This is a genomic window from Sphingobium bisphenolivorans (genome assembly GCF_000412635.1).
Lineage (GTDB): Bacteria > Pseudomonadota > Alphaproteobacteria > Sphingomonadales > Sphingomonadaceae > Sphingobium > Sphingobium bisphenolivorans.
Map to the genome: position 1 here is coordinate 1 of NZ_ASTG01000007.1, position 22,155 is coordinate 22,155.

A 22,155-nucleotide genomic window follows, 5' to 3' on the forward strand; every position below is an offset into this window, starting at 1 on the left:
GAAACCCGGTAAATCAGGGTGTCCATTTGCCTTGCACAGCGATCATCGAAATCTGACGGCCGTAATCGGCTTCGCCCCGATGGCAGGACCGGCGATAGCTGAAAAACCGCTCGGGCTGGCTGTAGGTATCCTCTCCCAATATCTCGATCTGCCTGATTCCGGCAGAAGCGAGGCGCCAGGCGACATAGGCGGCGATGTCGAACTGGCAGTGTCCCGTCCTCCCCTCGGTGAAAAAGCGCTCATTGGCCGCATCCGCTTCCTCGAAGCGGGCGGCGAATTCCAGCGTGACCTCGTAGGAAGCGCGGCCGATGCAGGGACCGACCGCGCAGACAATCTGATCGCGTTTACCCCCTAACGCCTCCATCGCCTCGATCGTGCCGTCGGTCACGCCGGACAGGGCTCCCTTCCACCCGGCATGGGCGGCGCCCACAACCCCAGCCTGCGGGTCGGAGAATAGCACAGGCACGCAATCCGCCGTCAAGATGCCGAGGACCAGCCCGGGCCGGTTCGTCACCATGGCGTCGGCGGCGGGGCGATTATCCTCTGCGATCGGCGCCGTCACAGTGACGACATCGGCCGAGTGTACCTGATGCAGAGTGACCAGCGTCCCGCCGGGCAGAAGCGCGTCGCGTGCCAAGGCCCGGTTCCGCAAAATGGCGTCGCGCTCATCCGCGGAGCCGAGCCCTACATTCAATCCTGCATGGATGCCGGTCGATACACCGCCCCGCCGCCCAGCAAAACCATGCGGGGTGTTGCCGAAGCTTCTTGCCCGCAGCAGATCGATCATTCCTTGTCCTTCCTATCGCCGCGAGAAGCCTTGGAGCCATGTCTCGGGCGCGCAACATACTTGCGCGCGCCACATTAGGCGATAGTCTTCATTTCATAGAAAAAGGAGGCGGCCTGCGGGCTGTCGGGCAAAAGACATGATAAAAGGGCTCCGTTCATGATATTCGGGCGCATTAAACCGCTGGACGCCATTTTGGCGACGGCCGAGAGAAAGTCCCTCGTCCGCACGCTGGGACCGGTCCAACTGACGCTTTTGGGTGTCGGTGCCATCATTGGCACCGGCATTTTCGTATTGACCGCCGCCGCCGCGCAAAAGGCCGGACCGGGCATGATGTGGAGCTTCGTCATCGCGGGCGCGGTCTGCGCCTTTGCCGCGCTCTGCTATTCCGAGATCGCGTCGATGGTGCCGGTGTCCGGCTCAGCCTATACCTACACCTATGCAGTGGTGGGCGAGCTTCTCGCCTGGATGGTCGGATGGGCGCTGATCCTCGAATATGCGGTGGCCGCGAGCGCCGTGTCCGTCGGCTGGTCGGGCTATTTCATGGGGCTGCTCAAAAGCATCACCGGGCTTGAGTTACCACAAGCGCTGTCGGCGGGGCCCGTCTGGACGATGAACGGCCTGATCCCGCATGCGGATTTTTCGCACGGGACGATCAACATCCCGGCGATCGGCGTCGCCCTCGCCGTTACCGCGCTGCTCGTGATCGGCACGACCGAAAGCGCACGGGTGAACGCCGTGCTGGTGGCGATCAAGGTGGCCGCGCTGACCGCCTTCGTCGCACTGACGCTGCCCGTCCTCGATACCGGCAATTTTTCGCCCTTCGCGCCCAATGGCTGGTTCGGCCCGGAAGGGACCAGCGGCATGGGGATCGTCGGCGCAGCCGCTTCTATCTTCTTCGCCTACGTCGGCTTCGACGCGGTTTCGACCGCTGCCGAGGAGACGAAGAATCCGCAGCGCAATGTCCCCATCGGTCTGATCGGCAGCCTTGCCCTGTGCACGATTTTTTATCTGTTGGTCGCCGCCGGCGCGGTGGGCGCCATGGGCGCTCAGCCGGTGCTGGGTCCGGATGGCGCGGTCGTAGCGCCGGGATCGCAAGGCTTTGCCGCAACCTGCGCGACGGCCGCTCATGCGCAGGACCTGGTCTGTTCCAACGAAGCGTTGGCTCATGTGCTGCGCGCGATCAACTGGACAACGGTGGGCAACGCTCTGGGCCTTGCCGCCAACCTTGCCCTGCCGTCCGTCATCCTGATGATGATGTTCGGTCAGACGCGCATCTTCTTCGTCATGGCGCGCGACGGCCTGCTGCCGGAGAAACTGTCGAGCATCCATCCCCGTTTCAAGACCCCGCATGTCGTCACCATCGTCACCGGCATTTTCGTGGCGATCGCCGCAGCGCTGCTGCCGGTGGGGCAGCTTGCCGACATCTCCAATTCGGGCACGCTGTTCGCCTTTTTCATGGTGTCGATCGCCGTGCTCGTGCTGCGAGTGAAGGAACCGAACCGGCAGCGGCCGTTCCGCACGCCGCTGGTATGGGTGGTGGCGCCGCTGGCGACCGTCGGATGCGTGTTCCTGTTCTTCAACCTGCCGGTCGATGCGCAGATGGTGCTGCCGGTGTGGGGCGGGCTCGGCCTCGTGCTCTACTTCCTCTACGGCTATCACAAGAGTCATGTTGGCCGCGGCATCGTGGAAGCCCATGAGCAGGATAGCGGCATTCCGCCGCAGCCGGTGCCGCCGATGCCCGGCGCGCCGACACCCGGCGGTCAGGACGCCTGAAGGACAAGGCGGGGTATCAGCCCCGCCTTCAATGGATCGGCTCGGTGGGATGATCCCGCAATGCATCGTGGCGGGGGCGTGTGAAAAGCTTGCCCTCTTCGGCCCAGGCGACGATCAGCAGGGATATGGTTCCGAAGACGATCACGCCCAGCGCTAGCGGCAGCGTGCTGTTGTCGAAGGCGCGGCCGACAAGCGTACCGAGCGCGCTGGACACGGCCGTGGTCAGAAACGCCTGAAAGGATGAGGCGATACCGGCGCCCCTGGCAAATGGCTCCATGGAGATGGAGCTGAAATTGGAGGCGGTGAAGGCCAGCATCAGCATCGTCGCCGCCTGAAAGGCGATGAAGCTTACCAGCGTCTCGCGACCGGTCAGGATCACGGCGAGGTGGAGCAGGTTCACAAGAACCATGCCGATAAGGGCGCTCTGGCTGAGCCGCCGTGCACCGAAGCGGGACACCAACCGGCTGTTGAGCAGGCTGCCCACGCCCATGCTGCCGGCAATTACGGCGAAGGCGAAGGGAAAGATTTTTCGCGCGTCGAACACATCGAAGAAGATCTGCTGCACCGACAGGATGAAGCCCACCAGGGCGCCCATGATCACGCCGCTGGCGAGCATATAGCCGATGGTGCTGCGCGTCCTGACGATCGTGCTGACCGTCCGCATCAGCGAGGTAGCATCGACCCGCATTCGATTTTCAGGCTGCAATGTTTCGGGCAGGCGCAGCAGCATCCACAGCAGGATGAACACGGTGAGGATCGAAAGAATCCAGAAGATCCAGCGCCATGGCGCGATCCACAGGATTGCCTGCCCGAAGCTGGGCGCCATCACCGGGATCAGCAGGAAGACGGCGAAGATCAGGGACATGACGCGCGCCATGGCGTCGCCCCTGAACCGATCGCGGATCACGCTGACGGTGATGACACGGCTCGATCCCGCGAAAAAGCCCGCGCAGGCGCGGCCGATCAGCAGCATAGAAAAGTTCTGCGCGCCCGCGCAGGCGATGGATGAGAGGATGAACAGCGCCATTGCGCCGCCCATCACGCGCTTGCGGCCGAATCGGTCGGACAGCATGCCGAACAGCAGCGATCCGACGCCAAGGCCAAGGAAGTAGACGCTGATGATCAGCTGGCGATCATTGGCATTGGGAACATGCAGGTCCCGCCCGATGTCCGGCAAGGCAGGCAGCATGGGATCGATCGACAGCGCGTTCATGGCCATCAGGCAGGCGCAGAGTAGTACGAATTCGCGGAACGAAATGTCTTTCCTGGGCAGGCGGTCGGTCATCGCAGCCCTATGGGGTCTATGAACCCCCAGCGCCACCCCTGCGCCTGATTTTTCGGCTTTCCTTCATCGGGGCGACGACGGGAGGGAAGTGAAAACATCCCTTATGGCGCGTTAACCATTTTTTATCCGCTACATGTGCACCCTGGCGCCTGTCGAAAACCAATATGTCGAAATCCACAGGGGGATTCGGTAGTGGCTAACAGTCTGACAAGCGCTCGATTTCTGATGGAGAGCCGCCTTCCGGAGGCTGCCTGGCAATCGGCGGAAGAATGTTTCGAACTGGGCGTCGCCTATAGCTGCGGCACGGGCGGGGTTTCAATCGATCTTGTCGAAGCGCATAAATGGTTCAACCTGGCCGCGCTCAAGGGCAATGCGGAAGGCCAGGCGATGCGTGCTGAAATCGCAGGAGAAATGACCGCGCGCGAGATCGCAGAGGCACAGCGCCAGGCGCGGGCGTGGATCGCCAGCGCGCCTTTGGGCACTGCCTAAGCCGAGGCCGCGTCATCCTTGCGGAAGGGCGTGCGTTTTGCCAGCCAGAGGCGGTCCTGCTGGACGCCCTGTCGCTCAGCTTCCAAAAAGTCGGCGACGGCCCTGCGGAAACTCGCATTGGGTATGAAGTGGGCGGAATAGGTCGGCTGAGGGACATATCCGCGCGCCAGCTTGTGTCCGCCCTGCGCCCCGGCTTCGACATGCTTCAGGCCGCGCGCGATGGCGATGTCGATCGCCTGATAATAGCATAGTTCGAAATGGAGGTGCGGCACATCCTCTGTGCAGCCCCAGTAGCGGCCATAGAGGGTGTCGGCGCCGATCAGGTTGAGCGCTCCGGCGATCGGCCTGCCATTGCGCATGGCCAGCACCAGCAGCAGCCGGTCCGCCATCGTCTGCCCAAGGATCGAGAAGAAGGCGCGGGTCAGATAGGGGCGCCCCCATTTGCGCGCTCCCGTGTCCTGGTAGAAGGTCCAGAAAGCGTCCCAATGCGCTTCCGTGAGCGCGGGCCCGGTCAGGTGCACGATCTCCAGCCCCGCGACCGCCCGCTCCCGTTCCTTGCGGATATTCTTGCGCTTGGCGCTCGACAGGTCGGCGAGGAAGTCGCCGAAGTTGCGATAGCCGCGATTGCTCCAGTGAAACTGGCTGTCCTCGCGGATCAGCCAGCCGGCTGCTTCGAACAGGGCTACCTGATCGGACGCGATGAAGGTTGCATGCGCTGACGACAGGTTATTGCGCTCGACCAGCGTCTCGATACCGGCGACCAGCGCAGGGGCGAAGGCCTCGTCTCTCAGCAGCAGGCGCGGGCCGGGCACCGGGGAGAAGGGGGAGGCAAGCTGGATCTTGGGATAATAGCGCCCGCCCGCCCGTTCCCAGGCATCGGCCCAGCCATGGTCGAAGACATATTCGCCCTGGCTGTGCGTCTTGGCGTAGAGCGGCGCGGCGGCGGCGATGCGGCCGTCCGGTCCATCGATCAGCAGCGGCAGGGGCTGCCATCCGCTCCTGCCTCCGACGCTGCCCGACTCCTCCAGCGCGGCGAGGAAGGCCCAGCTGACGAAAGGGTTGGCGTCCCCCGCGCAGGCATCCCACTGATCCTGCGGCAAAGCCGCGACTCCCTGTTCCACGCGCGCGACCCATTCAGTCATGCGGCTGCTCGAAGATGATCTGGTCGGCGTGGCGCGCGGCGCGGGCGCGCTCTTCGGCCGTGCGCACTGTCCAGGTCAGCACCGGCACGCCCCTGGCGCGCAGGCGAGTGGCAAGGGAAGAGGGCAGGCCGGCAATATCACAGGCGATGAAATCGGGTCTGGCGAGCCAAAGTGCAAGAGCCCGCTTCAGCCGGCCTCTCCAGCCCCGGCCATGCCGCTCCGCCACCACCAGGCCGCGCATTCTGTCGGGATACTGGCGCCTGAACCACCGCACGGCCATGGGGTTGAAGGACATGATCGCCGCTTGAGCGGCAGGGTGCCGCGCCAGATCGGCGGCCACGGCGGCGCAGACGCGCGCGACATGGCGGTCGTCTGCCTTGATCTCGATGAGCAGCGGAACCGTGCCGGCGCATCGCTGAAGCAGATGGTCGAGCATGGGCGGCGCGGACCCGTCGGGCAGGCTCATGCCGGCGATAGCGGCAGCTTCATAATTCGCTACGGCCCCGGCCGATCTCGTCAGGCGGGTGAGCACCGCATCATGGAAGATGATGGGCACGCCGTCCCGGCTCAGCCGCACGTCGCATTCGATGCCGAACCCGCGGGCGATGGCGGCCTCGAACGCCGCCATGCCATTTTCGCTGACGCCCGCCCCATGCAGCCCGCGATGGGCATAGGGCCGGGCGGTCAGCCAGCTTGCGCGATCAGGCCGCCGCCCGGACAAGAACGACCGCGTCGATCTCGACCACCGCGCCCAGCGGCAGCACGGGCACGCCGACAGCGCTGCGGGCATGCTTGCCTGCGTCGCCAAAGACTTCGACCATCAGTTCCGATGCGCCGTTCGCGACCTTCGGTTGGTCGGTGAAGCCGGGTGTGCTGCTGATGAAGGCGCCGAGCTTCACGATCCGCTCCACCCGATCCAGGGTGCCGAGGGCCGCCTTCATCTGCGCGATGAGGTTGAGCCCGCAGGCACGCGCCGCCTTGACGCCATAGTCGAGGTCACGATCCTCCCCCAGCCGGCCGGTCATCAACTGGCCGTCCGACAGCGAGATCTGCCCGGAAATATGCAGCAATCCATTGGCTTCGACAGCTGCCACATAGGCTGCCACGGGCGCGGCGGCTTCCGGAAGGGCGATGCCCAGTTCGGCCAGACGGGCTTCGATGCTCATGCGCTTACTCCATTGATGGTCGGTGTGGTGTCGGAAGCAGGCCCTTCGGCCAGGCGCTCCATGATCCATGTCTCGGCGCTTGACCAATCGTCGATGCGGCGATGGGCGAGCGGGGCTGCGGGAACCGTCCCCGCAATCTCGGGCTCGCCCACCATGTGCAGGCGCCAGACGGCCGGGGCATGCCGCGCGACGGAGGCATGATGTTCGGCCAGATCGTCGATGAACAACGCGACGGAGGGGCGCCGCGCTTCGACGATGGCGGCTAGCGGTGCGCCCTTGCCGCCTTGGTTCCAGTGGACGGGGAAGGTCAGGCCATGCGCCGCCAGCTGATCGACGCGAAGCTGATGATGGCGCTTGCCGATATTGGTCAGCACGACGATATCGGCCTCGCGGCTCAGCCGTTCCATCGCCGCGATCGCGCCGGTGATCGGCTGCTGCCGGGGCATTTGCGTATCGAAGAAGGCGGTCAGCAACTCCCAGACCAGCGCCCGTTCCAGCGGCTCACCGCTGTCCTTGTGGCGCAGCGCTTCGGCAAAACCCCGCTCCTGCATGTCGAAATGCACATCGTGCGTTTCGTCGAGCCACTCCCGGAAGGGCACGACCATGTGGAGCAAGACTTCGTCGCAGTCGGTGATGATCAGCGGGCGGCTCATCGGCTAAGGCTCTCCTTGGCGGCGATCAGGGCTTCGGGGCTGCTGTCGATGCTCTGCGCGCAATCGATGAGATCAGGCTCATGATCGGCCAGGAAACCCAGCACCGCCGCCAGAATGGCCGGGTCGCCGAGGCCCGTCCGCAAAGCGTCGGCGTCAAGGCCTGTCAGCCCCAGCAGGCGGTCGGCACGCCGCTCGTCCGCCAGCAGCCAGCCCAGCGCCAGCAAGGCCAGGGTGGATGGTTCTTGGGCCGCGCTTGGGCTATGCTGCTTGCCATCGGAAATGTCGGGGCGCATGGTTGATCTCGGCAGGGGGCAGAATTAGGTGGCGCGCTCTACATTGCGCATTTCTTGATTGCGGGTGACTGGTGGCAAAGCGCGTGCTCGTTGTCGAGGACAACGAACTCAACCTCAAACTTTTTTGCGACCTGCTGCGCGCGCACGGGCATGAGGTGTTGCCGCTGCGCGACGGACGCGATCTGGTTGCGCAGGCGCGGGCCTTCCGCCCCGATCTGGTGATTACCGACATTCATCTGCCGCATATCAGCGGCCTCGACCTTATCATTTCCTTGAAGCGCGATGCGGAACTGTCCGCCATCCCGATCATGGCGGTGACCGCCTATGCCGGCCATGGCGATGAGGAGCGTATCCGCAGCGCAGGCGCGCAGGCCTATGTGTCGAAGCCGATATCCGTGCTGCGCTTCGTCGAGCAGGTGAACGCGCTGCTGTAACCGGGCCGCCATGATTGTCACGGGCCTGTCATCCGGCTTTCATCACCTTGTCGCCACAGCGAAGCGTCTCCGTCATCCGGCTCTGCCATGTCCGCTCGCCAAGGGCGCGGCGTTCCGCCGACAGCCCGGTTAGCACACAGGGGTATCCTAGAATGTCTCACCTGACCGACGAGGCGCGCGCGCCCTATCGCGACGCCCAACCGAAGATCACGTCCGACGAAAACTGCCTGGAGGCGATCGTCGCCGCCAATCCGGGACGCCGCTCGATCCTGAAGAACGGCCTGCTCGGCCTGTCGATGCTGCCGATGCTGGGCGCGTTGGGCGCTTGCGGCGACGATGATGACAGTGCGTCTCCGACCCCCACCCCTTCTCCGACGCCGACCCCCACGCCGGCTGCCAGCTATGCGATCAACTTCGCGTCGGTCGCGATCAACACCAACGACACGGTCACCGTGCCCAATGGCTATACGGTCGATGTGCTGCTGAAGGCCGGCGATTCGGTCGAAACCGGCACCGCTTATGCGCCCGGCAGCTTTCCGAGCAGCGCCAGCCAGACCAACCTCTGGGCCGGCGGCAATCATGACGGCATGGAGTTTTTCGAGCTGTCGGGCGTCGATCCCAACGGCGGCGGCCTGCTGGCGATCAACCATGAACTGCCGGACTATAACATCCTCTTCGCCAGCGGCACCTATACCGCCGCTACCGCAGCGGCCGACCAAAAGGCGATCGCCCTGTCCGCCGTCGGCGTTTCCGTGGTCGAGGTCGCGAAGGGCACGGACGGCAAGTTCGCGGTGAAGGCGGGCTCCCGCTACAACAAGCGCTACACGGGAAATACCGATTACCGCGCGGGCGGACCTGCCGCGGGCCTGCTGTCCTCGACCATCCGGGGCACGTTGAACAATTGCTCGTCGGGCCGGACCCCCTGGGGCACATACCTCACCTGCGAAGAGACGACGAACAATTATCTCGACCCGACGCAGCCCAACAACAATTATGGCTGGGTGGTCGAGATCGACCCCTATCTGGAACTGGCCGCGCCGACCAAGCGGACCGCGATGGGCCGCTTCAGTCACGAAAATACCGCCTATCTCAACGACGGCAACAATCGCGTCGCCTTCTATATGGGCGACGATTCAACGCCCGGCTGCATCTACAAGTTCGTGCCGGACCGCGCGTACAGCAGCAGCAACCGCGCGTCCAACACCGACCTGCTCGACTATGGCACCTTGTATGTGGCGCGGTTCAACGCCGATGGCACGGGTGAGTGGCGCGCGCTGGTGCAGGGCCAGAACGGTCTGGTTGCGGGTGCTCTGGACCCCGGCAATGTCAGCCAATCCACGACGCCGCCGACGCCGACCACGGTCAATTTCAACAGCACCGCCGATGTGCTGATCAACGCCGCCTCGGCCGCGCGCGTGGCCGGGGGCACGCTGATGGACCGTCCGGAATGGATCACGGTCGCGCCGAACAAGCAGGCGATCTTCGTGACGCTCACCAACAACAGCGGTCGCCGCGTCACCGACAATCCCAACCCGCGCACCACCAACCTGCACGGCCACATCCTGAAGTTCCGCGAGAATGGCGACTCGCCGCTTGCGATTGCCTTTACCTGGGAGGTTTTCCTGCTGGCGGGCAATCCCAGCCTTGTCGAAGCCAACCTCAAGGGCAACATCAACGGCGATCATTTCTCCAGCCCCGACGGCCTGCGCATCGATCCGCAGGGTCGGCTCTGGGTTCAGACCGACCATAATCTCACTGGCAATGCGGGAACGCTGAACGGTGCGGCGGTCAACATGACCCAGGCGTTTGGTAACAATTCCATGTACCATGTCGACCAGACGAGCAAAACGTCCAAGCGCTTCCTCGTCGGGCCGACGGGCTGCGAGATCACCGGCATCGCCTATACGCCGGACCTCAAATCCTTCTTCATCAACATTCAGCATCCGACGGGCAACTGGCCGGTGTCGGGGCAGCAGCCGCGCTCCTCGACCATCGTCGTGCGCCGCACCGACGGCCAGCCGGTCGGCAACTGATCGGGTCAAGGCGCTCTCCCGACGCGGGGCGCCTTCAACGGTAACAAGGAAAGGCCCGTTCCCTCATAGGGACGGGCCTTTTCCTGTGGACAGATGCCCGGACCTCAGCGATCATCAGGCGGCGAGCGCCGCCCGCGCATCACTTGATCTTGGCTTCCTTGAACTCGACATGCTTGCGCACGACCGGGTCATATTTGCGGAAGCTCAGCTTCTCGGTCTTGGTGCGCGGATTCTTCTTGGTAACATAGAAGAAGCCGGTGTCAGCCGAGCTGACGAGGCGAATCTTGACAGTTGCTGGCTTGGCCATGGCCCTGGTTCCTGGTCGTGAATATCGTCAAAAGGAAAAGCGGCCCCATTCCTAGGAGAGGGACCGCCCCGTTTCAGCAGCGCCCCATGGGGTAGATTCGGGACCGTGTCAAGGCTCATGGCCGGAACGACGGGCGCATGCTAGACTTTACGCGGCCTTAACCAGCTTCGCGCCATGATGGGAGTCGGAGCTACAGGACGGGGGGAGACTTCTCCATGCGACATGATCCGATATTGGCCATTCTTGCCGATCTGCTGGGCAGGGTCGATGCCATTGCCGGGCAGCAAGGGAATGTTTCGGTGCCGCGCCTGCGCGATCAGATCGACCAGATCCGCCATGTCGCCCGCGCCTTCCACATCGACAGCGTCGAAGGGCTCGCCGGGACATTGCAGTCGACGCTCTCGCTGCAGGGCGCCGGTCCCCTCGTCCTATCCTATCTCGACCTGATGCGAGAGGCGATCACGGTGGAAATCGCGGAGGCGCAGGTCGCCGCCATGCCCGTCGCGATCAAGCCAACGCCGGCCGCCGCTCCTGGCGTGACGCTCTGAACATCTGCCGGGCTGCCGATGGACGCATTGCTGATCGCGCTGCTCGGCTGCCTGGCCGGAGAGATGGGGGATAAGGGGCAGAGGCTGGCCCTGGCGCTCTCCACACGATTTGATCGCAACGGCGCGGTTATCGCGGGTCTGGCCGTTGCCGCCATGGCGAATGCGGCGATCGGCGCTGCTGCCGGTTCCTTGCTGGCGTCGATGCTGGGATCGGACGCGCGGCTTCTGTTCCTCGCATTGGCGCTGCTGTTTCTGGGGGCGGGCATGTGCTGGCCGGTGAGGACGCCCGATCCGCTCACCGACTGGCGCCTCGGCCCTTTCCTCACCAGCGCGCTCGGCTTGTTCATCCTCGGCTTTGGCGAGGGCGCGCAGTTCCTGATCCTGGGGCTGACCGTCCGCACCGCCGACCCGCTGCTGGCGGCGAGCGGGGGAGCCATCGGAATCATCGCCGCATCGCTGCCCGTCATCCTGCTGCGCGAGCGCATGTTCCAACTGCCGTTGCGTGGCCTCCGCTACGCTGGCGGGGCGCTGATCCTGCTCGCGGCGCTCCTGACGGGCGTGTCCGCGTTGCACCTCGCCTGATCGACGGCCTGCATCAGAGTGAGCAACTATTTCGGCGGGAAATTTGCCGGAGATCTTGGCACCTTCCCTCCAGCCGACCATTATATCAGCGAAACCATTCCTCTCCCAGGAGCAGACCATGACGGCCCCCGACCTGAACACCCCGACGGACCTGCGCAGCAATGCGGCTAAATCAGTGGCGGACGCGTTGAACGGCGTGCTCGCGGACAGCTTTGCGCTTTATTTCAAGACCAAGAATTTCCACTGGCACGTGTCCGGTCCCCATTTCCGCGACTACCACCTGATGTTCGATGAGCAGGCCACGCAGATTTTGGCCACCACCGACGCGATCGCCGAGCGGGTGCGCAAGACCGGCAACACCACGCTTCGTTCGATCGGCGACATCGGCCGACACCAGACGATCCGCGACAATGACGCCGATTATGTCGGTCCGGCGGACATGCTGAATGAGTTGCGTGAGGATAATCTGCGCCTTGTCGAGGCGCTCCGCGCCGCAAAGAGCGCGGCTACCGAAGCGGGCGACAACGCGACTGAGGGCATTATCGACGACTGGACCGATGAGGCAGAGGAACGCGCCTGGTTCCTGTTCGAGGCAGGGCGGAACGGTTGAGCCATAGCGAAGCCCTCCAGCCCGGACTGGAGGGCTTTTTTTTGGAGCGGTCCATGGGCCTCCGAGGAGGAACAGGGCGCGTCAAGATGCCGGCTTATTCTCCCTGGATGGGTGTGATCGCGACGATCGTGATAGCCTCGGCCTTGCCGCCGAAGTCCACCGTCTCGCCTTCCTCGGCATCCATCATCGCGCGAGCAAGCGGCGCGGTAAAGGCGATGTGCCCTTCCGTCGGATCGGCTTCGTCATCGCCGACGATCGCGATTCGCTTCTCCTTGCCGTTCAGCCGGTAGGTCACGCGGCTGCCGAAGGCGACTGCATCGCCATCCGGCACCGGCTGCACCTGCGCGGTGGCAAGGCGCGTGCGCCAGTAGCGCAACTCGCGCTTCAGCTTCTTAGCTTCATCCTCGGCCATGGCTTCGGCATCGACCGCCTCCAGCGCCTCCACCTTTTCCCGCGTCAGGCGCAATCCCCGCGCCGTCACCCAGTTGGGACCAGGCGGGATCGGAATCTCGAAGGTCGGCTCCAGATGCTCCTCGTCGCTCTCGCGGCGAAAGGCGACACTCATTGCACTCTCCTCGTCAAAACGCCGGTTCGCGCTTCACACAAGGTCGAATGTGCCATACTTCTTTTCAAGGGAAGGTCCGGGCTTCGACATCGCGCGAAGCCCGCAACCGGCTCGCTGCTAATCCTCGTCGAACAGTCCGGCCAATTGCTCGACCATCGTGCCGCCGAGCTGCTCGGCGTCCATGATGGTAACGGCCCGGCGATAATAGCGGGTGACGTCATGGCCGATGCCGATCGCGACCAGCTGCACGGGCGAACGATTCTCGATCCAGTCGATCACCTGCCGCAGATGCCGCTCCAGATAGGTGCCGCTGTTCACCGACAGGGTGCTGTCGTCGACCGGCGCGCCGTCGGAAATGACCATCAGGATGCGGCGTTCCTCATTGCGCGCGATCAGGCGCTGGTGCGCCCAGAGCAGCGCTTCGCCGTCGATATTCTCCTTGAGCAGCCCCTCGCGCATCATGAGACCCAGGTTCTTGCGCGCCCGCCGCCAGGGTTCGTCGGCCTTCTTGTATATGATGTGGCGCAGGTCGTTCAAACGCCCCGGCATTGGCGGACGGCCAGCGGCCAGCCAGTCCTCGCGGCTCTGCCCGCCTTTCCAAGCGCGCGTGGTGAAGCCCAAAATCTCGGTCTTCACGCCGCAGCGCTCCAGCGTGCGGGCCATGATGTCGGCGCTGATCGCGGCGATGGAGATCGGCCGCCCGCGCATCGAGCCGCTATTATCGATCAGCAGCGTGACGACGGTGTCGCGGAACTCGGCGTCCCGCTCGATCTTGTAGGAGAGCGAGCGCGTCGGATCGATGACGATCCGAGCCAGCCGCGCCGCATCGAGCAGCCCTTCCTCCTGGTCGAAGTCCCAGCTGCGCGACTGCTGCGCCATCAGCCGCCGTTGCAGCCGATTGGCGAGCTTGGTGACGGCACCCTGCAGGCTCACGAGCTGCTGGTCGAGGAAGCCGCGCAGGCGCAGCAGCTCATCCTCGTCGCACAGGTCCTCCGCCGTCACGATCTCGTCATGCAGCAGCGTATAGGGCTTATAGTCGAAGCCGGGCGGCAGGTCGCCTATCGGGCGGTTCGGGCGCACCGGCATCATGCCCTCATCGCCCATGTCGTCGGCGCCTTCGTCGCTGTCGGCGTCGAACTCGTCGCTATATTCGGTTTCGCCTTCCTCAGTGTCGCCGCCCCTGTCGTCAGCGCGCGCTTCGGCCAAGGCGTCGCTGTCGCCCGGCTGGTCCTCGCCGGAGTCGCCGTCTTCCTGTTGCTCTTCCTCTTCCTCGCCCTGCTCTTGGGGCTCTTCCTCATCTGAGGGCGGCGGCACTTCGGTGTCGATCAGCTGGAGATGCTCCAGCATGGCGGACGTCAGCTTCTGGAACGCGCGCTGATCGTCGATTGCGAGGCCAAGCGCGTCGAGATCGGCACCCGCCTTGTCCTCCAGCCACTGATCGATCATCGCCAGGCCGGGCGCGGCCTCCTTGGGCACGGCTTGTCCAGTCAGCCGCTCGCGCACCTTGAGCGCGAGCGCCGTGGAAAGCGGCACCTCGTCGGCGGAGCGGGCGCGGCGGATGGGATCGGACTTCAGCCGCAGGTCGAGCGCATGGTTGAGGTTCGCCCGGACCCCGGCCATGGCACGCGAACCGATCGCCTCCACCCGGGCCTGCTCGACCGCGTCATACACCGCGCGCGCCACCGCGTCGGCCGGAGCCGAAGCGCCGTGCACGCGCGCATTATGGTGGCGCAGCTTGAGGGCGCTGGCATCGGCGAACCCGCGCGCGAGCGCCACCTGATCGGCGGGCAAGGCGCGCGCCGGGGTCGGCACCTTGATCGCCTTGCCGGCCGTATGCGGCGTGTCGGCGGTGAAGCTGACCTCCACCTCCGAATCGCGCGCCATCGATCGCGCTGCGCCGGACAGCACATCCTTGAAGCTATCGAGGGGCGACCGTTCGGCCATCAGTCCAGCAGGGCCCCTCGCAAGGCGTCGCGCGCGGCGCCGTCCACGCCCAGCGCGTCGGTCAGATAGCCGTCCATTCCGCCATGACTTTTATCCAGCGTCGCGAACAGGCTGTCCAGATAGGCCGGATCGACCTTCAACAGCGGTTCCAACATGTCCGGCCGCCGCCGCCATGCGCGCGATATGCGCGTGTCGCGCTGCGTCAACAGCCAGTTCCAATCGGCATGGACATTAGTCAGCAGATAATCCTGCAAGATGGTTTCGCGCGTCACGCCCAGCGCCGTCAGGATCAGCGCGGCGCCGAAGCCGGTGCGGTCCTTGCCCGCCGAGCAGTTTATGAGAATGGGCACGCGGCCCGCGAGAATCTGCGCGAACATGGCACGATAGGATGCGGCATGGTCGACCGGAATGGCGCGATAGAGCGCGATCATCGCCTGCCTCATATCCTCGGCCGTCGCGTCGTCGCTTTTCAATACTTCGCCCAGAACTCCGCTGGTTTCCACATAGTCGCGGCAAAAATAATCGACTTCCGCGCCGTGCCAGCGTGTCGGCTCGGCCGTCCGCTCATTGGGGCGGCGGAAATCACATATTGCCCGGATGCCCAGGGACTGCAGAAGCGCGGCATCGGCCTCCGTCAGCAATGCCATGGTGCCCGACCGGTACAGCATGCCGCGCCTGACCCGGCGACCGTCCGCCGTCCCGTGGCCGCCGAAGTCGCGCAGGTTGAAGCCGCCCTCCAGCGGCAGCCGGTCCAGTTCCGGCAACAGGGCGGCGTTGTCGCTCACGGCCGTTCGCCCTCGCCCACGCGCGGTACCGCGACTGTCTCGATCTGCGTCTCGACCTCGCTCATCAGCTTGTGCACCGGGCATTTGGCCGCCACCGCGATCAGCCGGTCATGTTGTTCATCGGTCAGCGGCCCTCCGAGCGCGATGCGGGTCGTCAGGCGATAGATGCCCGTACGCTCCTCGCTCGCGTCGCGAACGACGCCGACATGGATGTCCTCCACCGGTATGCCGTTGCGCTGCGCATACCAGAGCATGGTCATCGCCTTGCACGCGCCCAGCGCCGAGTCATAGAGATCATGCGGGTCCGGCCCGGCATCATGTCCGTCGGGCGCGGTCATGTCCGCGATCAACTCATGCCCCCGGATGCTGATCCGGTGCGCGGTCCCGCCCTCGGGGTCGATTCGTTCGACGACGATCATGGCGTCACGCCGTCCGGTGGGCGACGCTTTCCGGCAGGTCCTTGCCGAACACGCGCTGATAATATTCGGCGACCAGGGCCCGCTCCGCCTCATCGCATTTGTTGAGGAAGGAGAGGCGGAAGGCGAAGCCGACATTCTTGAAGATGAGCGCATTCTGCGCCCAGCTGATCACGGTGCGCGGGCTCATGACGGTCGAGATGTCGCCGTTGATGAAGCCCTGGCGGGTCAGTTCCGCCACCTTGATCATATTCTCGACTTCCTTGCGGCCGCCTTCATGATCATATTCGCCCGACTTGGCGAGCACCACCTGTGCCTCCGTCGCGGCGGGCAGATAGTTGAGCGCGACGACCAGGTTCCAGCGATCCATCTGGCCCTGGTTGATCTGCTGCGTGCCGTGATAGAGGCCGGTCGTGTCCCCCAGGCCCACCGTATTGGCAGTCGCGAACAGGCGGAACCAGGGGTTGGGGCGGATCACCCGGTTCTGGTCGAGCAGCGTCATCTTGCCGTCCGTCTCCAGCACGCGCTGGATCACGAACATCACGTCCGGGCGGCCGGCGTCATATTCGTCGAACACCAGCGCCACCGGCCGCTGCAGCGACCAGGGAAGCAGGCCTTCGCGGAATTCCGTCACCTGCTGCCCGTCCTTCAGCACGATGGCGTCGCGGCCGACCAGGTCGATGCGGCTGATATGCGCGTCGAGGTTGATGCGGATGCACGGCCAGCGGAGTCGCGCGGCGACCTGCTCGATATGGCTCGACTTGCCGGTGCCGTGATAACCCTGCACCATCACGCGGCGGTTGTACGCAAAGCCCGCCAGGATCGCGAGCGTGGTGTCCGGATCGAAGACATAGGCGGGATCCAGGTCCGGCACCCGCTCATCCGCTTCGGAGAAGGCAGGAATCTTCAGATCGACATCGACGCCGAACACCTCCCGCGCGTCCACCTCGCGGTCGGGCGCGGCCAACAGCGTTTCGGCGCGGGTATCGGGCTGGACGTTGGGGATGTCGGTCATCTTTTTGTCTCTTGAAACGATCGGGTCGGCCATGCCCTAGCCTTGAGGAGGGAGCATGTCGATACAGTGAGGCGTGCGGGCATAACGATCAAGCAGCCCATTCGGCCAAATTGGCCTGCTTGGCCGTCGGATGGTGGCAGTCTCCGGTCAGGCGAAGGCAGGCGCCCTGCGCAGCCGGCCATAGGCCTCGATCACGCCCTGCAGCGCATGTTCATGAGCGCGGTCGCCGCCATTATGATCGGGATGGTAGCGCCGCAGCAGTTCCGTGTAACGTTGCCGCAGCGCCTTGCGGTCGGCGTCGATGGGGAGGCCCATCACCGACAGCGCCTTGCGATCCTCGTTCGAAAGGAACTTGCCGTCCTGCCGCATCTGGTTGTCGGCACGAGCCTTCGCTACCCGCTCCTTGAACTTGGCGCCGATCGCGTCGAGCGGGTCCTGAAAGTCGGACCAGCGCGGCGGCGGGCTGGCGGCGTTGGAGGAAAAGGCGCGCGTCTCCCGCTCCCACCCCGCATAGGGGCGCTGGGCGGCGGCAATCTCGTCCGGGCTCATGCCGGTGAAGAAATTATAGCCCTGGTTGAATTCGCGCACGTGGTCAAGGCAGAGCCAGCGCCACGCCGGGCCATCCTGCCGCGCCCGCTGCCCTTCCAGGGGCGGCGCGCGGAATTCGCCAGGCTCCAGGCAACCGTCGACCGCGCAGGCGCGATCGCTCTCCACGCGTCCATGGAAACGGTTGAAGCGGCGGGTCGAGAAGGATTCGCTAGCCAAGATTGCCCTGATGCACTTGCGGTCAAAAGGCCTATATAGGCGGCATGACCGACGTTTCAAAAGGCCCTGTCGCCACCGAAATCGAGGCGCGCCTGCGCGCCGCCCTCAGCCCCGACCAGCTTGCCGTCATCAACGACAGCGAAAAGCATCGGGGGCATGCCGGCCATGACGGCACGGGCGAGAGCCACTTCACCGTCGATATCGTCGCCGCTCGATTTGCCGGGCAAAGCCGGGTCGCCCGCCAGCGGCTGGTGAACGCGGCCCTCGCCGACCTGCTGCGCGAGAAGGTGCATGCCCTTGCCATCAAGGCACGGGCACCGGGCGAAGCCTGACCCGTCACCTCCCCCCTTCGACCAGCTCTGAAACGGACGCAGCATGACCCAGCCGACCGACCCTATCATCCAGACGATCACGCCGACCTCGCACAATCTCGGCGATTTCCGTGTCCATCGTTCCCTGCCCGCCAAGGAGCGGACGATGGTGGGACCGTTCATCTTCTTCGACCAGGCGGGGCCTGCCCAGATCGACGCGGGGAAGGGGATCGACGTGCGGCCGCATCCGCACATCAATCTCGCCACCGTCACCTATATGTACGAAGGCAGTTTCCTTCACCGCGATTCCCTCGGCACCGAGCAACTGATCGAGCCGGGCGCGGTCAACCTGATGACGGCGGGCAAGGGGATCGTTCATTCGGAACGTTCTCCGCAAGAGGATCGCGCCAAGCCCTCCAAATTGTCCGCCATCCAGACCTGGCTGGCGCTGCCTGACAGGGACGAGGAGCGCGACCCGGCCTTCGAACATGTGAGCGAGGGTGGCCTGCCGGTCATCGACTGCGGACAGGCGCGAGCGCGGGTCATCATGGGCACGCTGTGGGGGGAAACGGCGCCCACGACCACCTATGCCAAGACGATCTATGCCGACATCCAGCTTCTGCCCGGCGGCTCCGTGCCGATCGACGCAGAGGCGGACGAGCGCGCCATCTATGTGTCGGGTGGCGATGCCGCGCTCGACGGGCGTCCGCTTCAGCCGCAAACCCTTTACGTCTTGCGCCCGGGCGTTCGCGCCACGCTGATGAGCGTCGATGGCGGTCGGGTGATGCTCTGCGGCGGCGAGGCCTTTGCCAGCCCCCGCCATGTCTGGTGGAATTTCGTCTCGTCCACGAAGGACCGGCTGATGCAGGCGCGCGACGATTGGGAAGCGATGCGCTTTCCGTTGATCCCGGGCGACGATCAGGAGTTCATTCCAATCCCGCAAGGCCGGCCCAAGACAGTCAGCTATCCTTGAACGGCGACCTTCCTTTACACTCCGCCCATCTGCGCTTGTCGAAGGGCCAAGCCGCGCGGAGCTAGGCACTTGCCTTCGCTCAGTCGTGGGCTTCGACATGCTCAGCCCGAACGGACTTGATTGGAAGTCCTACTGGACGAAGGTCAGCGAGAGATTTTCCGCATTCTTCGGAATGTCGATCCGGCTCTCGTTGATCGAGGCTTCCTCGCCGGGTTTCAGCTTGGCGCGGTCCGCCTTGGTCGTCCAGCTGAACACCAGCCGGTTCTGCCGGTCGCGAAGCTGCACCAGGACGGGGGGAACGGGCAGATTCTGCTTGCCGCTGTTCACGATCCGCGCACCGAAAGCGAAATATTCCTCGCCCGTCGGCAGCTTGCGGCGCTCGGCGGGTTTGGAGAGATAGAAGAGCAGGTCGGGATCGCCTTCCTCCGCCACCAAACCGAGATTGACGGCCCAGCTGGGTGCGCCGAAATACCAGAGCGCCCCGCCTGCCGCCGCGATCAACAGGCAGAAGCTCGCCGCCGCATAGGTCCACAGCTTGAGCTTGTTGCGGCGGAACTTCACCGGCTGCGGCGGCAGTTCTTCCTGTGGCGCGACCCGCTCACGATGACGATGCCCGTAGATATCGTCGAAGCGATAGTCCGGCTTCGCCTCGTGCGGGGGGGCCTCCGCTACCGGCGCGTCTGCGGCAGCCGCAGCAACTTCCGGCACCGGATCGGCCACGGGCTGCGACGCGGCGGGAGGGGCGGCAAGCGGCTCGGGCTCGGCTGCGGGCGGCACGGGTGGCGCGACGGGCGCATCCGCGCCCGCTCCGGCGAATGCCTCTTCCCTCGGTGCGAGCGTCGGCGGCTCCTGGTACCAGCTATGTTTGCAGGCGGCGCAGCGGACCTGACGGCCGTTCGGGCCGACGGCACTGTCTGGCACGATGTAGCGCGTAGCGCAGCTGGGACACACCAGGATCATGTTGCTTCATAGCCATGCCTTGGACTCAAGGGCAAGCGGCAACAAACATGCCCGCGTAACAAGCGGCGACTCGCCGGAACCTCCGGGCGGGCTTTACGGCCGCCCACGCCATGTGCCATGGCTGGCAGACGGGGAAAGCAGGGAGCGTCGGGGCGCATTTTTCGATGATGTCGGCCATCGTCCAGTTCGAAAATGTGGGCCTGCGCTATGGTCTGGACAGCGAGACGCTGTCCGACATCAGCTTTTCGCTGCACGCAGGCGGATTTTATTTCCTGACCGGGGCGTCGGGCGCGGGCAAGACATCGCTGCTGAAGCTGTTGTACCTGGCGCAGCGGCCCAGCCGCGGCGTGATCCGCCTGTTCGGCGAGGATGTGGTGACGCTTCCGCGCAAACGGCTGCCCGGCTTCCGCCGCCGCATCGGTGTCGTCTTCCAGGACTTCCGCCTCGTCCCGCACCTCTCCGCCTACGACAATATCGCGCTGCCGCTGCGCGTGGCGGGGATGGTGGAATCGGAGATCGACGCGCCTGTCACTGAAATGCTGAACTGGGTGGGACTAGGAGACAGGGGGCAGGCGCGCCCCGCCACCCTGTCCGGTGGAGAGCAGCAGCGCGTCGCCATCGCCCGCGCCGTGATCGGGCGCCCGGAAATCTTGGTGGCGGACGAGCCGACAGGCAATGTCGATGCCGACATGGCCCGCCGCCTCATGACTTTGTTCGAGGCGCTCAACCGCCTTGGCACCACGATCGTCGTCGCCACCCACGACCTGCCGCTGATCGCGCAAGTTTCGGCGGCCCAGATGATGAAGCTGGACCGGGGCCGGCTGTCCGATCCTACCGGATCGCTGCGCTACCCGCCGCGCCAGCAGGTCAGCGGCTGATGCGCATGGGTGTCGATCGCCGCGCCGCCGCCGCTGCGCGCCATCGCCTGCTGCCGGAGGGGCGGGTGGCAGGTCCCATGCCGTGGATCGTTGCCATCATGATGTTCCTGACGGTGCTGTCCGCCGCTGCCGGCCTTGGCCTCAATGCAGCGGTCCACTCGATGGGCGACGACCTGGCCGGACGTGCCACGGTCCAGATCGTCGAGGCGAATGGCGAGCAGCGCGCCCGCCTTGCTGCCCTCGTGACGGAAAGATTGCGCCGCATCCCCTATGTACGCGCGGTCCAGCCCGTCGACCCGGCGGCATTGATCGAACAGATCCGTCCCTGGTTGGGGCAGGACGCCGCCAGTGGGGAATTGCCGATCCCGGCGCTCATCGACATCGAACTGACGTCGGGGCAGGCGGAGGCAAAGATCGATCATCTGCGCCGGCAGCTTGCCACGCTTTCGCCCAAGCTCAGGCTGGAGCCGCATGCCGCCTTCCTTCAACCTGTCGCCGGGCTGTTGTCCTCTCTCGGCTGGCTGGCAGCCGGCATCGTCCTGCTGATGACGCTGGCGACTGGCGCGGTGGTGGTGCTGGCGGCGCGCGCGGCGCATGATGGCCATCGCGGCACCATCGACGTGCTGCACCTGATGGGCGCCACCGATGTGCAGATCGCCCGCCTGTTTCAGCGCCGCATCGGCCTTGACGCCCTGCTGGGGGGAGCGCTTGGTTTCGCCATGGCGCTGCTGGTGCTGGCCCTGCTTGGCGCACGCCTGCTCGCCACCGGATCGGAACTGCTGGCGACGGTGCAGCTTCCCTGGACAAGTTGGGCGTTGCTGGCGGTGCTGCCGGTGGGCGGCGTCCTGCTGGCGACGGTCGCCGCGCGCTGGACCGTGCTTCGATCGCTGGGGCGGCTGTTATGATCATCCGCTTCGTCGCGGTGACGCTGCTCGGCTGGATGCTGGGTTTTGCCTGGTTCGCAATTTTGCTGCCCCAGCCGCTCGATGGGCGTCAGACCGATGCGATCGTCGTGCTGACGGGGGGCGCGGGGCGGATCGACCGGGGCCTAGCCCTGCTCAAGGAGGGCGCGGCGAAGCGGATGCTGATCTCCGGCGTCGACCGCTCCGTGCGCCCCGCCGAACTGGCCGCGCAATATGATGCGCCGCAGCGTCTTTTCCGCTGCTGTATCACGCTCGGGCGCGAAGCGATCGATACACGGTCGAATGCCATCGAAACCGCCCATTGGCTGGAGCGGCGAGATTATAAGGCGGTACGGCTCATCACCACCGACTGGCATATGCGCCGCGCCGCGCTCGAACTGCGGCAGGCTCTGCCCGGCCGGGTGACGCTCGTCTACGACGCCGTGCCGAGCCGCCCCAGCCTCACCATGCTGGCGCGCGAATATAACAAATATCTGTTGCGCCGGGCCGCGGCGCTGATCGGCATCTGACGGCTTTTC

At 65.1% G+C, this 22,155-nt stretch carries 27 protein-coding genes; 12 read left to right on the plus strand and 15 right to left on the minus strand.

All coding sequences use genetic code 11. The annotated features are described in order from the left end of the window. Nucleotides 1–13 precede the first annotated feature (13 nt). Nucleotides 14–787, minus strand: a complete 774-nt coding sequence (pgeF, locus tag L858_RS0106750; RefSeq protein WP_022682391.1) for a peptidoglycan editing factor PgeF — start codon at nucleotides 785–787, stop codon at nucleotides 14–16. A 156-nt stretch (nucleotides 788–943) separates the two neighbouring features. Between pgeF and L858_RS0106755 the strand changes: the two genes are divergently transcribed. Continuing rightward, entirely contained in the window at nucleotides 944–2,560 is a 1,617-nt protein-coding gene (locus L858_RS0106755) for an amino acid permease (protein ID WP_022682392.1), read from the plus strand. A gap of 28 nt (nucleotides 2,561–2,588) precedes the next feature. Here the strand turns inward: L858_RS0106755 and L858_RS0106760 are convergent, their stop codons facing one another. Next, nucleotides 2,589–3,845 (minus strand): multidrug effflux MFS transporter, encoded by a 1,257-nt coding sequence (locus L858_RS0106760; RefSeq protein WP_022682393.1) that lies wholly within the window; start codon nucleotides 3,843–3,845, stop codon nucleotides 2,589–2,591. Between the two features lie 192 nt (nucleotides 3,846–4,037). On the opposite strand from L858_RS0106760, the gene L858_RS0106765 reads away from it, so the two are divergent. After that, nucleotides 4,038–4,334 (plus strand): SEL1-like repeat protein, encoded by a 297-nt coding sequence (locus L858_RS0106765; protein WP_028055885.1) that lies wholly within the window; start codon nucleotides 4,038–4,040, stop codon nucleotides 4,332–4,334. Here the strand turns inward: L858_RS0106765 and L858_RS0106770 are convergent. The 5 genes from L858_RS0106770 to L858_RS0106790 form a co-directional block, all read right to left on the minus strand. Then, nucleotides 4,331–5,476: a GNAT family N-acetyltransferase gene (locus tag L858_RS0106770; protein ID WP_022682395.1), complete on the minus strand. Its 1,146-nt coding sequence runs from the start codon at nucleotides 5,474–5,476 to the stop codon at nucleotides 4,331–4,333. The genes L858_RS0106765 and L858_RS0106770 overlap by 4 nt on opposite strands. Further along, nucleotides 5,469–6,104 carry a glycerophosphodiester phosphodiesterase family protein gene (locus tag L858_RS0106775; protein ID WP_028055886.1) on the minus strand — a complete coding sequence of 212 codons (636 nt, stop codon included), beginning with the start codon at nucleotides 6,102–6,104 and terminating at the stop codon, nucleotides 5,469–5,471. The genes L858_RS0106770 and L858_RS0106775 overlap by 8 nt, the downstream gene beginning before the upstream one ends. A gap of 73 nt (nucleotides 6,105–6,177) precedes the next feature. After that, a complete protein-coding gene (locus tag L858_RS0106780) occupies nucleotides 6,178–6,642 on the minus strand; it encodes a RidA family protein (RefSeq protein WP_022682397.1) in 465 nt (154 codons plus the stop codon). Further along, nucleotides 6,639–7,295 carry a hypothetical protein gene (locus tag L858_RS0106785; RefSeq protein ID WP_022682398.1) on the minus strand — a complete coding sequence of 219 codons (657 nt, stop codon included), beginning with the start codon at nucleotides 7,293–7,295 and terminating at the stop codon, nucleotides 6,639–6,641. Before L858_RS0106785 ends, L858_RS0106780 begins: the two co-directional genes overlap by 4 nt. Continuing rightward, entirely contained in the window at nucleotides 7,292–7,588 is a 297-nt protein-coding gene (locus L858_RS0106790; protein ID WP_022682399.1) for a DUF3572 family protein, read from the minus strand. The genes L858_RS0106785 and L858_RS0106790 overlap by 4 nt, the downstream gene beginning before the upstream one ends. A gap of 71 nt (nucleotides 7,589–7,659) precedes the next feature. Between L858_RS0106790 and L858_RS0106795 the strand changes: the two genes are divergently transcribed. Both L858_RS0106795 and L858_RS0106800 read left to right on the plus strand, forming a co-directional pair. Beyond that, entirely contained in the window at nucleotides 7,660–8,022 is a 363-nt protein-coding gene (locus L858_RS0106795; RefSeq protein ID WP_022682400.1) for a response regulator, read from the plus strand. A gap of 152 nt (nucleotides 8,023–8,174) precedes the next feature. Continuing rightward, nucleotides 8,175–10,055, plus strand: a complete 1,881-nt coding sequence (locus tag L858_RS0106800; RefSeq protein ID WP_022682401.1) for a PhoX family protein — start codon at nucleotides 8,175–8,177, stop codon at nucleotides 10,053–10,055. 139 nt (nucleotides 10,056–10,194) lie between these two features. Here the strand turns inward: L858_RS0106800 and rpmG are convergent, their stop codons facing one another. Continuing rightward, complete coding sequence (gene rpmG / locus L858_RS0106805) at nucleotides 10,195–10,362, minus strand: 50S ribosomal protein L33 (protein ID WP_007687342.1); 168 nt, start codon at nucleotides 10,360–10,362, stop codon at nucleotides 10,195–10,197. A 215-nt stretch (nucleotides 10,363–10,577) separates the two neighbouring features. On the opposite strand from rpmG, the gene L858_RS0106810 reads away from it, so the two are divergent. From L858_RS0106810 to L858_RS0106820, 3 genes are all read left to right on the plus strand, one after another. Further along, the gene (locus L858_RS0106810; protein WP_022682402.1) at nucleotides 10,578–10,910 is read left to right on the plus strand and encodes a hypothetical protein; all 333 of its coding nucleotides are present in this window, start codon (nucleotides 10,578–10,580) and stop codon (nucleotides 10,908–10,910) included. 18 nt (nucleotides 10,911–10,928) lie between these two features. Further along, nucleotides 10,929–11,492: a TMEM165/GDT1 family protein gene (locus L858_RS0106815; protein WP_022682403.1), complete on the plus strand. Its 564-nt coding sequence runs from the start codon at nucleotides 10,929–10,931 to the stop codon at nucleotides 11,490–11,492. A gap of 118 nt (nucleotides 11,493–11,610) precedes the next feature. After that, entirely contained in the window at nucleotides 11,611–12,102 is a 492-nt protein-coding gene (locus L858_RS0106820; RefSeq protein ID WP_022682404.1) for a Dps family protein, read from the plus strand. Between the two features lie 94 nt (nucleotides 12,103–12,196). On the opposite strand, the gene L858_RS0106825 is transcribed toward L858_RS0106820, so the two are convergent. From L858_RS0106825 to L858_RS0106850, 6 genes are all read right to left on the minus strand, one after another. Then, nucleotides 12,197–12,667 carry a GreA/GreB family elongation factor gene (locus L858_RS0106825; protein WP_022682405.1) on the minus strand — a complete coding sequence of 157 codons (471 nt, stop codon included), beginning with the start codon at nucleotides 12,665–12,667 and terminating at the stop codon, nucleotides 12,197–12,199. A gap of 117 nt (nucleotides 12,668–12,784) precedes the next feature. Next, the gene (gene cobT / locus L858_RS0106830; RefSeq protein ID WP_022682406.1) at nucleotides 12,785–14,611 is read right to left on the minus strand and encodes a cobaltochelatase subunit CobT; all 1,827 of its coding nucleotides are present in this window, start codon (nucleotides 14,609–14,611) and stop codon (nucleotides 12,785–12,787) included. Next, nucleotides 14,611–15,396, minus strand: coding sequence for a tyrosine-protein phosphatase (locus tag L858_RS0106835; protein WP_022682407.1), 786 nt, complete (start codon nucleotides 15,394–15,396; stop codon nucleotides 14,611–14,613). Before L858_RS0106835 ends, cobT begins: the two co-directional genes overlap by 1 nt. Beyond that, nucleotides 15,393–15,815 carry an OsmC family protein gene (locus tag L858_RS0106840; RefSeq protein ID WP_022682408.1) on the minus strand — a complete coding sequence of 141 codons (423 nt, stop codon included), beginning with the start codon at nucleotides 15,813–15,815 and terminating at the stop codon, nucleotides 15,393–15,395. The genes L858_RS0106835 and L858_RS0106840 overlap by 4 nt, the downstream gene beginning before the upstream one ends. A 4-nt stretch (nucleotides 15,816–15,819) precedes the next feature. After that, nucleotides 15,820–16,827, minus strand: a complete 1,008-nt coding sequence (gene cobS, locus L858_RS0106845) for a cobaltochelatase subunit CobS (protein WP_028055887.1) — start codon at nucleotides 16,825–16,827, stop codon at nucleotides 15,820–15,822. A 147-nt stretch (nucleotides 16,828–16,974) separates the two neighbouring features. After that, nucleotides 16,975–17,592 (minus strand): J domain-containing protein, encoded by a 618-nt coding sequence (locus L858_RS0106850; protein ID WP_022682410.1) that lies wholly within the window; start codon nucleotides 17,590–17,592, stop codon nucleotides 16,975–16,977. A 44-nt stretch (nucleotides 17,593–17,636) separates the two neighbouring features. Between L858_RS0106850 and L858_RS0106855 the strand changes: the two genes are divergently transcribed. Continuing rightward, entirely contained in the window at nucleotides 17,637–17,924 is a 288-nt protein-coding gene (locus tag L858_RS0106855; RefSeq protein WP_022682411.1) for a BolA family protein, read from the plus strand. 43 nt (nucleotides 17,925–17,967) lie between these two features. Next, the gene (locus L858_RS0106860) at nucleotides 17,968–18,876 is read left to right on the plus strand and encodes a pirin family protein (RefSeq protein WP_022682412.1); all 909 of its coding nucleotides are present in this window, start codon (nucleotides 17,968–17,970) and stop codon (nucleotides 18,874–18,876) included. 129 nt (nucleotides 18,877–19,005) lie between these two features. Here L858_RS0106860 and L858_RS0106865 read toward each other — a convergent pair whose 3' ends face one another. Next, the gene (locus L858_RS0106865; RefSeq protein WP_022682413.1) at nucleotides 19,006–19,836 is read right to left on the minus strand and encodes an MJ0042-type zinc finger domain-containing protein; all 831 of its coding nucleotides are present in this window, start codon (nucleotides 19,834–19,836) and stop codon (nucleotides 19,006–19,008) included. A 167-nt stretch (nucleotides 19,837–20,003) separates the two neighbouring features. Between L858_RS0106865 and ftsE the strand changes: the two genes are divergently transcribed. Genes ftsE through L858_RS0106880 form a run of 3 tightly spaced genes read left to right on the plus strand, consistent with a single transcriptional unit; the run spans nucleotide 20,004 to nucleotide 22,146 of the window. After that, nucleotides 20,004–20,714 (plus strand): cell division ATP-binding protein FtsE, encoded by a 711-nt coding sequence (gene ftsE, locus L858_RS0106870; RefSeq protein WP_028055888.1) that lies wholly within the window; start codon nucleotides 20,004–20,006, stop codon nucleotides 20,712–20,714. Further along, the gene (locus tag L858_RS0106875) at nucleotides 20,714–21,619 is read left to right on the plus strand and encodes a cell division protein FtsX (protein ID WP_022682415.1); all 906 of its coding nucleotides are present in this window, start codon (nucleotides 20,714–20,716) and stop codon (nucleotides 21,617–21,619) included. Before ftsE ends, L858_RS0106875 begins: the two co-directional genes overlap by 1 nt. After that, complete coding sequence (locus L858_RS0106880) at nucleotides 21,616–22,146, plus strand: YdcF family protein (protein ID WP_022682416.1); 531 nt, start codon at nucleotides 21,616–21,618, stop codon at nucleotides 22,144–22,146. The genes L858_RS0106875 and L858_RS0106880 overlap by 4 nt, the downstream gene beginning before the upstream one ends. The last annotated feature ends 9 nt before the right edge of the window (nucleotides 22,147–22,155 follow it).

Coding starts and splice junctions, on each gene's coding strand:
- pgeF (WP_022682391.1), bottom strand. CDS start 787: ATGATCGATCTGCTGCGGGCAAGAAGCTTCGGCAACACCCCGCATGGT.
- L858_RS0106755 (WP_022682392.1), top strand. CDS start 944: ATGATATTCGGGCGCATTAAACCGCTGGACGCCATTTTGGCGACGGCC.
- L858_RS0106760 (WP_022682393.1), bottom strand. CDS start 3,845: ATGACCGACCGCCTGCCCAGGAAAGACATTTCGTTCCGCGAATTCGTA.
- L858_RS0106770 (WP_022682395.1), bottom strand. CDS start 5,476: ATGACTGAATGGGTCGCGCGCGTGGAACAGGGAGTCGCGGCTTTGCCG.
- L858_RS0106775 (WP_028055886.1), bottom strand. CDS start 6,104: ATGGCGGCGTTCGAGGCCGCCATCGCCCGCGGGTTCGGCATCGAATGC.
- L858_RS0106780 (WP_022682397.1), bottom strand. CDS start 6,642: ATGAGCATCGAAGCCCGTCTGGCCGAACTGGGCATCGCCCTTCCGGAA.
- L858_RS0106785 (WP_022682398.1), bottom strand. CDS start 7,295: ATGAGCCGCCCGCTGATCATCACCGACTGCGACGAAGTCTTGCTCCAC.
- L858_RS0106790 (WP_022682399.1), bottom strand. CDS start 7,588: ATGCGCCCCGACATTTCCGATGGCAAGCAGCATAGCCCAAGCGCGGCC.
- L858_RS0106800 (WP_022682401.1), top strand. CDS start 8,175: ATGTCTCACCTGACCGACGAGGCGCGCGCGCCCTATCGCGACGCCCAA.
- rpmG (WP_007687342.1), bottom strand. CDS start 10,362: ATGGCCAAGCCAGCAACTGTCAAGATTCGCCTCGTCAGCTCGGCTGAC.
- L858_RS0106810 (WP_022682402.1), top strand. CDS start 10,578: ATGCGACATGATCCGATATTGGCCATTCTTGCCGATCTGCTGGGCAGG.
- L858_RS0106815 (WP_022682403.1), top strand. CDS start 10,929: ATGGACGCATTGCTGATCGCGCTGCTCGGCTGCCTGGCCGGAGAGATG.
- L858_RS0106820 (WP_022682404.1), top strand. CDS start 11,611: ATGACGGCCCCCGACCTGAACACCCCGACGGACCTGCGCAGCAATGCG.
- L858_RS0106825 (WP_022682405.1), bottom strand. CDS start 12,667: ATGAGTGTCGCCTTTCGCCGCGAGAGCGACGAGGAGCATCTGGAGCCG.
- cobT (WP_022682406.1), bottom strand. CDS start 14,611: ATGGCCGAACGGTCGCCCCTCGATAGCTTCAAGGATGTGCTGTCCGGC.
- L858_RS0106840 (WP_022682408.1), bottom strand. CDS start 15,815: ATGATCGTCGTCGAACGAATCGACCCCGAGGGCGGGACCGCGCACCGG.
- cobS (WP_028055887.1), bottom strand. CDS start 16,827: ATGACCGACATCCCCAACGTCCAGCCCGATACCCGCGCCGAAACGCTG.
- L858_RS0106855 (WP_022682411.1), top strand. CDS start 17,637: ATGACCGACGTTTCAAAAGGCCCTGTCGCCACCGAAATCGAGGCGCGC.
- L858_RS0106860 (WP_022682412.1), top strand. CDS start 17,968: ATGACCCAGCCGACCGACCCTATCATCCAGACGATCACGCCGACCTCG.
- L858_RS0106865 (WP_022682413.1), bottom strand. CDS start 19,836: ATGATCCTGGTGTGTCCCAGCTGCGCTACGCGCTACATCGTGCCAGAC.
- ftsE (WP_028055888.1), top strand. CDS start 20,004: ATGTCGGCCATCGTCCAGTTCGAAAATGTGGGCCTGCGCTATGGTCTG.
- L858_RS0106875 (WP_022682415.1), top strand. CDS start 20,714: ATGCGCATGGGTGTCGATCGCCGCGCCGCCGCCGCTGCGCGCCATCGC.
- L858_RS0106880 (WP_022682416.1), top strand. CDS start 21,616: ATGATCATCCGCTTCGTCGCGGTGACGCTGCTCGGCTGGATGCTGGGT.